Consider the following 12,419-nt stretch of genomic DNA (forward strand, 5'->3'; position numbering starts at 1 on the left):
TATGACTGCGCTCCAGATAGTCCGAATTACTCGATTCCGCCTACACGATCAAAGGATGGCAGACTGGTTAGGGATTTCCAGTGCATCCAGATAGCGAAGGCCTTGCCCACTACCAGCTCGTCCGGGACCGTGCCCCAGTAGCGGCTGTCATTACTGTTATCGCGATTGTCACCCATGACAAAATAATGGCCTTCGGGCACCACCCACTCGCCCTCACCACTGCCACCGGGCCGGCCCATGGTCAGGAAAATGTCGTGTTCGACTTCACCCAGGTCCTCACGACGCAGCTCCATCGGCGGGAGTCTGGCGATAAATCGGGTTTCGACCTTCTCCCCGTTGATGTACAGCTGCTTGTCACGATAGCGAACATGATCGCCGGGCAGGCCAATCACTCGTTTGATGTAGTTGGTCTGGCCATCTTCCGGATAGCGGAACACCATGACATCGCCGCGCTGGGGATCGCCGACGGGAACCACTTTGGTTCCGGCAACAGGCAGCCTTAGGCCGTAGGCGTATTTGTTCACCAGAATGAAGTCGCCCACCTCAAGGGTCGGCAGCATGGATCCCGATGGAATCTGAAAGGGCTCCACCAGGAAGGAGCGCAGCACCAAGACAATCGCCAGTACCGGAAAAAACGATCGGCTCAGGTCGACCAGGTAGGGCTCTTTCGGCTCCTCCGATTCCTCCGATGAGCCCTCACCGACCTCTCCGGAAGCACCACTGGCACGGTAGGCAGAAAGCCGGCGCTCACGAAGAAACAGCTTGTCCGCCAGCCAGATCAGACCTGTCGCAAAGGTCAGCACCACCAGTACCAGGGGAAAATCAATATCCATCCGGGAAGCCTTTTATTTATCTACTTTCAATACGGCAAGAAACGCTTCCTGAGGCACCTCGACATTACCCAGCTGCTTCATACGCTTTTTACCTTCTTTCTGCTTCTGCAGCAGTTTCTTCTTCCGGCTGACGTCACCACCGTAACACTTGGCGGTTACGTTCTTGCGCAGCGCCTTGACCGTGACCCGCGACACCACCTGGTTGCCGATGGCGGCCTGAATGGCAATATCGAACATCTGCCGAGGAATCAGTTCCTTCATCTTTTCGATCAGCTGCCGACCTTTGTGATGAGCCTGTTCTTTGTGCACGATCAAGGCCAGGGCATCAACTCGTTCGCCATTGATCAGTACATCCAGCCGCACCAGGTTGGCGGTCTGGAATCGGGTAAAGTGATAGTCCAGTGAGGCAAAGCCGCGGCTGGCAGACTTGATCCGGTCGAAGAAGTCCATCACCACCTCCGCCATGGGCAGCTCATAGGTAAGCTGAACCTGGGTGGTCATGAAGTGCATGTTCTTCTGAACGCCACGCTTTTCCTCGCACAGGGCGATGACGTTGCCGATATGTTCCTGGGGCACCAGGATATTCGCTTCCACAATCGGCTCACGCATTTCCTCAATGGAACCAATATCCGGAAGCCGCGACGGGTTGTCTACCGACAGAGTCTCACCCTGCTTGGTAACCACCTCATAGATCACCGTTGGTGCGGTGGTAATCAGGTCGATGTCGTATTCCCGCTCCAGCCGCTCCTGGATAATCTCCATGTGCAGCATGCCCAGGAAACCACAGCGGAAACCGAAACCGAGGGCATCGGAGTTTTCCGGCTCGAAAAACAGGGAGGCATCGTTCAGGGTGAGCTTTTCCAGGGCATCCCGGAAATCGTTGTAGTCATCGGCACTGACCGGGAACAGCCCGGCATAAACCTGGGGTTTGACCTTCTTGAACCCGGGAAGCATGGGGGTCTGTTCGGCAAACTTCTGATGCACGATGGTGTCACCCACCGGCGCACCGTGGATATCCTTGATACCGGCCACAACAAAGCCAACGTCACCGGATTCGAGTACGTCAGTGTCTTTCGGCTTGGGATTGAATATACCGACCTTGTCGGCGTTCCAGGCCTTGCCGGTAGACTTGATAACGATCTTGTCACCCTTTTTCAGGGTACCCTCGGTCACCCGCACCAGAGATACCACGCCGAGATAGTTGTCGAACCAGGAATCGATGATCAGAGCCTGCAGCGGCGCATCCCGGTCACCCTTGGGCGGCGGGATCTTCTTGATCAAATCCTCAAGCACGTCTTCAACACCCATGCCGCTTTTGGCGCTGCAGCGGACCGCATCAGAGGCTTCGATACCGATGATATCCTCGATCTCCGCCGCTACCCGCTCCGGCTCGGCCTGGGGCAGATCCATCTTGTTCAGAACCGGCACCACTTCCAGCCCCTGCTCAATGGCGGTATAGCAGTTGGCCACGGACTGGGCCTCGACGCCCTGCCCGGCATCCACCACCAGCAGGGCCCCTTCGCAGGCATAGAGCGAGCGTGATACCTCGTAAGAAAAATCCACATGGCCCGGGGTGTCGATGAAGTTCAGTTTGTATTCCTGACCGTCACGGGCTTTGTAATTCAGAGTGACACTCTGGGCCTTGATGGTAATCCCCCGCTCCCGCTCAAGATCCATGGAATCCAGGACCTGCTCGGCCATTTCACGGTCGGTCAGGCCGCCGCAAACCTGGATAAAACGGTCTGCCAGCGTGGATTTGCCATGGTCGATGTGGGCGATGATGGAAAAGTTACGGATTCGGCTCAGTTCAGTCACAGACAATGAATACTCAGTTAAGACGAAGGATTGAGCCCGGAGAGGCCGCTACCGGGGTCCGGGAACGGCGTGATTTTACCGGTTACCGGCCGCCATTGCCATGATCAGGAAATCAGCGGCCTTTCGTACTGCCGGATCAGGAAACCAATGAGGGCATCCTCGTCCAGCGGATAGCTGAACAGGTTCCCCTGGCACTGGGCGCAGCCATGGGTTTTGAGGAAGCTCAGCTGCTGCGGGGTTTCCACACCCTCTGCGACCACCGTGAGATGGAGCTTGCGGGCCAGGGCAATGACCGCCGATGCGACGTCCGTCGCACTGACATTGTAAGGAATATCCCGAATGAAACGGTGATCGATCTTGATCACATCGAGCGGCAACTGTTGCAGCGAGACCAGCGAACAGGAACCGGTCCCAAAATCGTCGAGAATCAGGCAGACCCCAAGATCATGGAGCGATACCAGCAACTCCCGGAGCATTCGCGGATCTTCATTGAGCAGTTCCGCCGGCATTTCGAGCTCCAGGCGCTCGGGTGAAACGCCTGTTTCCGTAATAACCTGCCGGATCATGTCCAGAAAGCCCGAATCGGTCAGCTGTCGAACCGACAGATTCACCGCCATTTTCAGGGATTCAAAACCGGCCCGCTCAAGAGCCTGCACCTGAATACAGGCCTGCCGCAGGGCCCACTCACCGAGGCGCACAATCAGACCCGTCTCCTCGGCCAGACCGATGAACTGCTGGGCAGAGACCAGGCCCTTCTCAGGGTGATGCCAACGCAGGAACGCCTCAACCCCGATGACCCGTTCACTGGCCAGATCAATCTTCGGCTGGTAATGCAGAACGAAGCGGTCGCCGCCCAGGGCCGTCGCCAACTCCTCCTGCTGCAGAAGACGGCGGGCCGCCTTGATATTCATGGCCGGCGTGAAGAACTGGAAAGTATTCCGCCCGAGCTCCTTGGCGCGATACATGGCCAGGTCGGCATATTTCATCAGGGTCCCGGCATCCTCGCTGTCGTGCGGGATCATGGTAATGCCAATACTGACCGTGATCCCGACTTCGTGATCGTTCAGCCGGATCCGCTGGCACAAACTGCGCAGGATCGTCTCTGCCACCTTGCTGGCGGCGTCCGAATCGCTGATGCGGGACAATAACACCACAAACTCGTCGCCGCCGAGCCGGGCAACCGAGTCCTCCTCGCGAACACACCCCACCAGCCATTGGGCCACCTGGCGCAGGAGCTCGTCACCGGAATCATGCCCCAGGGTATCGTTGATACGCTTGAACCCGTCCAGGTCCAGGAACATGAGTGCGGCCGGCTCACCGCTTCGGCGGCTGCGGCTGACCACATGGTTGAGTCGGTCACGGAACAGTTGCCGGTTCGCCAGACCAGTGAGCGGATCGTAGAAGGCCAGCCGGTGCAGCTCCGATTGGGCGGCCTTGAGCTGGGTCAGATCGCGCAGACTGAGCACGACGCCATTAACACCGGGCACCGACAACATGGCGGTGAAGGTGCCTTCCATATCCCGCCACTGCCCCTCGGCATCGCGAATACGAACCCGAATCACCGGCATCTGTTTGCCCGGCGACTGCACGGAATCGTCAAAGCCTTTCTTCAGCTGAGGCCAGTCATCACCGTGGACCAGCTCTTCAAAGTCCAGTGACTGAACCTGGTCTGGCTCGAAGCCAAGAATATCGAGGCTGGACGGGCTCGCATACAGAGCTTTGCCCGCGCGATCCATCACCAGAGTAACATTGGCGGCGCCCTCGGTAATCGCCCGATACCGACCGGCACTGATCTGCGCCATCAGGCGTGACCGGATCAGGGCCAGCACGAAGAGGAACAACAAGGCACTGATCACCAGGCCGCTGCCCAGAACGATTGGGGGGCGTGGGTCCGATGCCAGAAAATCAAAGGCGGGGGTGGAGCGGGTCTGCAACAGCCAATCGCGACCACCGTGGCTGATTGTCTGGCTCATCTGGAAACTGAATTCGTTATCGAGGGAACCCAGATTGGAGCCATACATCAGGTTCTGCCGGTCCACCACCCCGGCATCGTAGATGCGGACATCCAGAAATGGCGAAATGAGGCCGACGATTCCGTCGATCAGGTTGTTCATCCGGAAGGCACTGAACACGTAACCGGCCAGCATCATGCGACGCTCGGCCCTGATCTCGGGCACGGTCCCGCCCTGGTACACCGGGTAATACATCAGGAAACTTGCCTGATCTTCGCCGAGCTCCTCCTGAACCAACACCACCTTGGCAGTCACGGTGGGGACGGCCTCATCACGTGCCTGTTCCATGGCCCGACGATGGATGGGATCGCTGAAGGCATCGTAGCCAAGGGCCCGGCGATTGCGTTCAGTGCCCGGCTCCAGGTAAACCATGGGATAGTAATAAGGGCCACTGCCCAGCGGATTCACAAGGTAATTGTGTACCCCCTCCGCCCGGACAGACGCAATGTGATCGGCCATCTGGCGGACACCGATACGGCGAACATAGCCAATACCCTGAATGCCGGGGTAGTAACGGTTAATATCCACCTTGTCGACATATTCGCGCCACTGATCGCGGGAAACATCACCGGTCACTGCAAACAGACCGGCACTACCAGCCAGCACCTGTTCGTAGTTCAGCAGGCGTTCTTCGATGGCGGATTTCAGTTGCAGGGATTGGGTGCGAAAGCGGGCTTCCGTGCGGTCTTCGACCAGCCTGATGGAAACCTGCCAGAGCAGTACGGTGACGGCAATGGCAACTGCAAAAATCAGCCAGGCAACCCAGGCATTGCGAAATTCGAGTAACTTGCGAAGAGAGAGTTCCTGTCTGTTCATCATGGGGCTGGTCCGTTCCATGGCCACTCGTTTTTATTGGTCGACCAAGTATAACAAAAGCCCCCGCAGGTGTCGTTTCCGACACCTGCGGGGGCTTTTGGATTAGCCAGACCGGTTCAGCCGGGCAATATCAGGGCTTCATCACCAGGTACAGAGCACGCCCCTGACGCACCACCCGTACCGATACCGCCTTGCCCTCGGGCAGTGACCGCACGGCTTCGCGGAACTCCTCTACGGATCTCACTTTCTTGCGGTTAATTTCAGTGATCACATCGCCCGCCCGAATGCCGGCATCAGCCGCAGCACCTCGGGCAACATTATTGACCACAACGCCGCCTTCAACACCCATGGAGTCGGCCATATCCGCAGGAAGCGGCTCAACCATCATGCCCAGAGGCGCCGACGCGGGACCACTGCTGTCGCTGGACGGCGCTGAAGCCTGCTGACTTCCCTCCTCGGGGAGTCGACCAATTTCAACCTGAAGTTCGATCTCTTCGCCACCACGGAGGACTTGCAGCTCGGCCGTTTCACCAACTGGAGTGCGGCCCACCATAGGTGGCAAATCAGAAGAAAGCTGAACCTCATCGCCATCATAGCTGAGAACAATATCCCCAGCCTGAAGACCGGCTTTCTGAGCTGGTGAGTCCGCCATGACTTCGGCGATCAGCGCGCCGCGGGGACGTTTCAGGCCAAAGGACTCGGCCAGATCACGGTTGACCTCCTGAATCAACACCCCGAGCCAGCCGCGGGACACCGAACCCTTGTCGCGCAGTTGGCGGAATACATTCATTGCATCGTCAATGGGGATGGCAAACGAGACGCCCATGAAGCCGCCGGATCGGGTATAGATCTGGGAGTTGATACCCACAACTTCGCCATCCAGGTTAAACAGAGGGCCGCCTGAATTGCCGGGATTAATCGCCACATCAGTCTGGATGAATGGCACGTAGTTTTCCGACGGGAGTGAGCGACCCAGGGCGCTGACGATTCCGGCAGTTACCGTATAGTCGAACCCGAACGGCGAACCAATCGCAAAGACCCATTCACCAACTTTCAGATCCCGGGACTGGCCTACTTTCACGACTGGCAGGTCATCGCCGTTTTCAATCTTGAGCACAGCCATATCGGAACGGGGATCGGTTCCAACCAGGGTTGCAGGCAGTTCGCGGCGGTCGTTCAGACGAACGATGATCTCATCAGCACCTTCAACCACATGGTTGTTGGTCAGTACGTAGCCGTCAGAGGATACGATAAACCCGGAGCCCATGGAGCGGCGCGGCTGCGAACTACCAGGCCCGCCACCAAATGGAGACTGGGGGCCGCGAAAGAAATCCTGGAAAAATTCGGGAAGCTGTTCGAGCTGGCGTTCATCGAACGGCATGCCAGGAGAGCGGGAATTTCCGCGTCGGGGCTCGGTGGTTGTACTGATGTTCACCACCGCACCGGCATTGTCTTCAACCAGCTCGGTAAAATCGGGCAAACTTCGGGCTACACTGGCCTGGCTCCACACCACCAGAAGCACGGTGGACAGTAAGAGAAACACAATGGCCGGCATCCTTGTGGATATAACATTCCGTAGCGGTTGGGCAACTGCTGTTGCACTCGACATGTAGTACCCCCTGTTGTTCTCACATCTAGGCGTAAATTTGGGGCTCACCCCATCGATTTTCAACTTACAAAACCGTAGGGTTTACGGACAGTTTTCAGAGGTAATCCGGTTTACCCGGACCAGATGGGGCTCATAATCCCGGTTACCGGCCCGCTGCCATTTTCGCCCTGCGAAAAAGCCCACGGCCAACCCAGCGACTGCAGCGAGCATCGCCGCGCCATCGTGCCCACCGGACAGCTGGTGACCAAGGACACTGGCAACCACCATCAGGATCAGCGGTAGGGCATAGACCAGAAGAGAAGCGCCCAGCAGGGCTTGCTCGTCAATACCGATGGTGACTTCATCCCCTACCCTGGCATTGACCGAGTTCATTACCAGGATCTGGTTGGCGCGCCCGCCAGATGCCGCGGCCAGCACTTTCTGACCACAGCCACTGCGAGCTGCACAACTCTGACAGGCACTGGTTCGAATCGTCTGGACCCAGACCCGGTCGCCCTTGAGCGCGACAACCTTGCCGGTTTCGGTAATCACGATTCAGCCGCACCCAGGGCCAATGAATCTTCGATGCGTACCGACTCAGCAACCTGACGGGCTGTTTGCGGCGGTAGTTCGCCCACGACGGTGACCAGGAAGGCGCTCTCTCCTTCCTTTACCTCATGCATGTAAACCGTCGTGGCGCCAATTTTGGAGGCGCCAGTGGGCATGGTTACCGGCCCGGCCGGCTCAACAAACACCGAGAAAGCTGCCAGGCCATCGGAGAAGGCAACGGCCTGGCCCTTGCCGGAACGGGGTGCGGCGGCGGGCACAAAACCGTCGGGACGCCAGCCCAGCCGCCAGCCGTTCATACGTTGCCCCACGGCTGCCGGGGAAGCGGGCTCATCCAGCGTTCTGGAAATTTCCCGACCTTCGGTACGGATTTCAAATTCGGTGTCGGGAATGTCCTCGCCAATGTGCAGGCTGGTGAACTGGAACTGCTCAAGCACCTCACCCTCAGCATTCCTGACGTGACTCTTTACCAACAGCCCGGTGGATTTCTCCAGCCAGAGTCTGTGACTATAGCGGTAAGAATCTCTGGCGCTCAGCGCCACCGAAACCACTTCATAGCCGGCGACCCGGTCCTCGCCTTTCATTTCCGCACGATACCAGCGGCTCACCGGTACCAGTTGGCTTGTGAATGCTTCGGCAAACGGGCCTGATGGAATCACCTGATCAAGCTTCACACGGCCGGTTTCGGGGAGCACGCAAACCACGTTCATGCCTTTGCGAACGATTTCGCCGCTGCCACCATCCTGCAGAACCAGTCGCTCCTCGACAACACCATCGCGGTAGCGATGGGCAATCTGCATGGAGTGAACACTCTCGCCGCGGGCGTACACAAACACGCCACGATAGGAGGTCATGTTCAATGCCGGCCCCAGCTTTTCAAGCCAGGCGGATGCCTCTTCTTCGTCTGCCGCAGCCGGAAGCGGCGCGGCAAGCACAAGCAGAAGGCCCAAAAGCACTGACAGCGCCTGGCATCGGGACAACTTGATAAAGGTATGGGGCATAACGACACTTGCTCCGGGGTTCAGTAGCCGGCGCCATTGGCGCTGACCAGGCGGGCATAGCCGACGGCACCACGCCCGGCACCTACGCTGTTATGCTGCGCATGCTCGAGCAGGTAACGGCTCATGTATTCCCACTGTTCCTCATCCAGACCCTGCAGGGCAATCTCCCTGACCGGTGGTTCCTGCACAGACGTTTCCGGTGCGGCCGCAGTCACGGACTGAACCGGACCGGCACCGGGCGAGTCCCAACCTGCACCAGCGCCAAACCCGACCAGCAGAGCCATCGCAACCATAGCCGCCGCCGGCCAGTGCCATCGACCCACTCTGCTGTCCTGGACAACCGGCTCTGACCGGGCTGTGGCGGGACCGCGGCCATCAAGCAATTCACGGACAGCAACACTGACGTCCATTCCATGGGCCGGGGAGTGGCCATCATGCATGAGATCCCGCACGTCCTGCCAACGCTGCCACTGTGCCCGTACGTCATCCTGGCTATCGTGTGACAGCAGGCGACGTACCGACAGTTCGTCAGCTTCGTCGTCCATCATGGCGGACAATGTTTCTCTGAGACGATCATCCATGGGATGCAACCTCGATTACGTCACGGAGTGATTGAGTAAAGGTCCAAGATGCCTATCAACCGCATCCCGGGCCCTGAATATTCGTGAGCGGACAGTGCCGATCGGACACTCCAGGATGCCTGCGATATCCTCATAACTCAGGCCATCGTATTCCCGGAGCAAAAAGGCAGAGCGCAGCTCCTCGGGAAGCTGGGCGATAGCCCTGTTCAGTTCTTTCTGGAGCTGTTCCCGTTGCAAAAGCCTTTCTGGTGATGCAGTGTCCCGGAGTCGTGAGCCATCATCGAAATTCTCCGCCTCGGCCGAGTCGGCACTACCCCGCGGGCGCCGCCCCCGGGACTCCAGATAATTCTTCGCAGTGTTCACGGCTATCCGGTAGAGCCACGTATAAAAGGCGCTGTCGCCCCGGAAACGCTCAATTGCCCTGAACGCTTTGACGAAGGTCTCCTGGGTCAGATCCATGACTTCCTGGCTGTCGTAGACGTACCGGCTGATGATTGAGGCGACCCTGGACTGGTATTTGACCACCAGAAGATCGAAGGCGGCGCGATCACCATTACGCACCTTGCGTACCAGTTGCAGGTCTGTCTGGCTGTCTGGGTGATCGCCCTGTCGTTTCTCTGTATCCGGAGTCATGACCTGGTTGCCGGGATTCCCTGATTTGATGGCCAGCTGTCCGGCCTGTACCAAGTTGCGCTGCGTCATTGATGCTATCCGGCGTCCGTTAATGGAACGGGCTGAAGCCTCCTGGCAGGCGGCTCACCCTGTCAGGCCAAATAGACAGCAAGCGTAAAGTTTAGTTCAATACACGTCCACATTATGGCCTGCGATAACGACCCGATGCCACAGTCCTTCGAATACGATGTTCTCATTATCGGCAGCGGCGCTGCCGGCCTCACCGTCGCCCTCAATCTGCCAGAGCATCTGAAAGTCTGCGTGGTGAGCAAGGCGCAGATCAGCAGTGGAGCAACCCTCTGGGCGCAAGGCGGAATCGCTGCGGTCCTGGATGATCAGGATTCCACTGAAAACCACATTACTGACACCCTGAATGCTGGCGCTGGCCTTTGCCACGAAGACGCCGTACGTTTCACCGTGGAGCACGGCAAGGAGAGCATCGATTGGCTGATCGATTCCGGCGTTGATTTTACCCGGGACCGCGATGAGCATTACCACCTTACGCGGGAAGGTGGGCACAGCCACCGGCGCATCATTCACGCAGCAGATGCCACCGGCCATGCGGTTTCAACGACTTTGACGTCCCAGGCAGAGGCGCGTCCGAACATCGAGCTCATGTCGGGAAGGGTGGCAGTCGACCTGATCACCAATCGCAAACTGTCGCTGCCGGGAAACCGATGTGTCGGTGCCTATATCCTGAATCTTGAAGACAACCATGTGGAGCTGTTCCGGGCACGATTCACGGTGATTGCTACCGGTGGTGCCTCCAAGGCCTATCGCTATACAACGAATCCGGACGGTGCCTCCGGAGACGGGATTGCCATGGCGTGGCGGGCGGGGTGTCGCGTCGCTAACATGGAATTCAATCAATTCCACCCAACGTGCCTGTACCACCCCCACGCCAAATCCTTTTTGATCACGGAAGCGGTCAGGGGCGAGGGTGGCCTGCTCAAACTCCCCGACGGGTCCCGGTTCATGGATCGCTTTGACGAGCGTGGCGAGCTGGCACCAAGGGATATCGTTGCCCGGGCCATTGACCATGAGATGAAACGACTGGGCGCTGATCATCTGTACCTGGACATCAGCCACAAACCCGCCGACTTCATCAAACACCACTTCCCCACCATTTACGGGAAGTGCCTGGGCTTTGGCATTGATATCACCCGCGAGCCCATTCCCGTGGTTCCGGCAGCCCACTATACCTGTGGCGGCGTCATGAGTGACGAGCGGGCCAGAACGGACGTAAATCAGCTCTATGTGGTTGGCGAGGCCGCCTTCACCGGACTCCATGGTGCCAACCGCATGGCCAGTAACTCTCTGCTTGAGTGCCTGGTGTATGGACGCGCCGCCGCTGCGGATATTACGCGCCGGGAAGCCGACATTCCGCCACCGCCAGAAGCCCCGGACTGGGACGAAAGCCAGGTACGGGATTCTGATGAAGACGTTGTTATCTCCCATAACTGGGATGAGCTGCGCCATTTCATGTGGGACTACGTGGGCATTGTGCGGACCACCAAGCGGCTCCAGCGGGCCAAGCACAGGGTGGACCTGCTGTCCGCAGAGATCGGAGAGTTTTACAGCAATTACCGTGTGACCAACGACCTGCTGGAACTTCGGAACCTGGTCACCGTCTCCGACCTGATCATCTGTTCGGCACTGCAGCGTAGGGAAAGTCGGGGGTTGCACTACACACTGGATTATCCGGGACTACTCAACGAGGTCCGTGATACCGTACTGGTTCCCACGACCTACCGAACGCTCGCGCCCTGAACCAACGCCGACTGTTACAATCGATTCAATGGTAAACACTATGTCAGAGACACCTGCATCGTCCGAAAAAGCAGAATTCAACCGCCTGTGGTGGCATAGCCGTCGCGGGATGCTGGAGCTGGACAACCTCCTGATTCCATTCATGGAGGAAGCCTTTCGCGATCTGGACGCCGAAGATCAGGCCCGCTACAAGAAACTGCTCGCCTGTGAGGACAGCGACATGTTCGAGTGGTTCATGCAGCGCAGCCGCCCGGCAGATCCGGACCTCCAACGTATGGTCGACATCATCCTCAAGCGTGTCCAGCCGTATTGAGCTGACGCTCACCCCCTCCCTGCTGGTTGGCGCTCTGGCAGTGCTGCCCTGGCTGTTGCTGCTGGCGTTCCTTTTCATTGCGGCGCTGGCCGGCAAGTTATGGCTACTCACTGCAGCGCCCATTGCGCTCGGCCTAGCTGCGATGCAGTATCGGTCCAACGGTTTGCTCCGCGGAGGCGGGTCCGTCAATGGGCTTGTCGTCGAGGATGGCGAGTTGTACGTCAAGACCGGAGACAACCGGCAGGTTCAGGTCCGTCCATCGGCTTCCAGTCGTGTCTGGGCCGGACTGGCACTCTTGAAACTGCGTCCGACTGGCACCAGATTCCGGTCGTACAATACGATACTGCTGGCACCGTCATCCGGTAGACCGGGTAACGTTTCGAAATACGATTTTCGTCGCCTGCGGGTATGGCTCAGACTGGGCCGATCCGGGCAACCATCCATCTGATCC

Annotated in this window: 11 protein-coding genes; 3 read left to right on the forward strand and 8 right to left on the reverse strand. The window is 58.3% G+C overall.

What is annotated here, in order from left to right; genetic code table 11:
- Window positions 1-26 precede the first annotated feature (26 nt).
- The 8 genes from lepB to rpoE all read right to left on the reverse strand — a co-directional run bounded on the left by lepB (window position 27) and on the right by rpoE (window position 9,915).
- The gene (gene lepB / locus WA411_RS14430; protein ID WP_291910002.1) at window positions 27-833 is read right to left on the reverse strand and encodes a signal peptidase I; all 807 of its coding nucleotides are present in this window, start codon (window positions 831-833) and stop codon (window positions 27-29) included.
- 12 nt (window positions 834-845) lie between these two features.
- Window positions 846-2,648, reverse strand: a complete 1,803-nt coding sequence (gene lepA / locus WA411_RS14435) for a translation elongation factor 4 (protein WP_069184275.1) — start codon at window positions 2,646-2,648, stop codon at window positions 846-848.
- Between the two features lie 104 nt (window positions 2,649-2,752).
- Window positions 2,753-5,479 (reverse strand): bifunctional diguanylate cyclase/phosphodiesterase, encoded by a 2,727-nt coding sequence (locus tag WA411_RS14440; RefSeq protein WP_069184117.1) that lies wholly within the window; start codon window positions 5,477-5,479, stop codon window positions 2,753-2,755.
- 127 nt (window positions 5,480-5,606) lie between these two features.
- Window positions 5,607-7,031, reverse strand: a complete 1,425-nt coding sequence (locus WA411_RS14445) for a DegQ family serine endoprotease (protein WP_069184116.1) — start codon at window positions 7,029-7,031, stop codon at window positions 5,607-5,609.
- A gap of 135 nt (window positions 7,032-7,166) precedes the next feature.
- On the reverse strand, window positions 7,167-7,616 hold the full coding sequence (locus WA411_RS14450; protein WP_069184115.1) for a SoxR reducing system RseC family protein: 450 nt from the start codon (window positions 7,614-7,616) through the stop codon (window positions 7,167-7,169).
- Window positions 7,613-8,632, reverse strand: coding sequence for a MucB/RseB C-terminal domain-containing protein (locus WA411_RS14455; protein WP_227549462.1), 1,020 nt, complete (start codon window positions 8,630-8,632; stop codon window positions 7,613-7,615). Before WA411_RS14455 ends, WA411_RS14450 begins: the two co-directional genes overlap by 4 nt.
- 20 nt (window positions 8,633-8,652) lie before the next feature.
- Entirely contained in the window at window positions 8,653-9,213 is a 561-nt protein-coding gene (locus WA411_RS14460; RefSeq protein ID WP_291909998.1) for a sigma-E factor negative regulatory protein, read from the reverse strand.
- 15 nt (window positions 9,214-9,228) lie between these two features.
- On the reverse strand, window positions 9,229-9,915 hold the full coding sequence (gene rpoE / locus WA411_RS14465) for an RNA polymerase sigma factor RpoE (RefSeq protein ID WP_291909996.1): 687 nt from the start codon (window positions 9,913-9,915) through the stop codon (window positions 9,229-9,231).
- A 135-nt stretch (window positions 9,916-10,050) separates the two neighbouring features.
- On the opposite strand from rpoE, the gene nadB reads away from it, so the two are divergent.
- Genes nadB through WA411_RS14480 form a run of 3 tightly spaced genes read left to right on the forward strand, consistent with a single transcriptional unit; the run spans window position 10,051 to window position 12,416 of the window.
- Window positions 10,051-11,655, forward strand: coding sequence for an L-aspartate oxidase (gene nadB, locus WA411_RS14470; RefSeq protein WP_291909994.1), 1,605 nt, complete (start codon window positions 10,051-10,053; stop codon window positions 11,653-11,655).
- A gap of 40 nt (window positions 11,656-11,695) precedes the next feature.
- Window positions 11,696-11,968 (forward strand): FAD assembly factor SdhE, encoded by a 273-nt coding sequence (locus tag WA411_RS14475; protein ID WP_291909993.1) that lies wholly within the window; start codon window positions 11,696-11,698, stop codon window positions 11,966-11,968.
- Entirely contained in the window at window positions 11,952-12,416 is a 465-nt protein-coding gene (locus WA411_RS14480; RefSeq protein WP_291909991.1) for a hypothetical protein, read from the forward strand. The genes WA411_RS14475 and WA411_RS14480 overlap by 17 nt, the downstream gene beginning before the upstream one ends.
- Window positions 12,417-12,419: the final 3 nt, after the last annotated feature.

The sequence above is a fragment of the Marinobacter sp. CH_CUG1437-1 genome, assembly GCF_037029655.1.
Lineage (GTDB): Bacteria > Pseudomonadota > Gammaproteobacteria > Pseudomonadales > Oleiphilaceae > Marinobacter > Marinobacter salsuginis.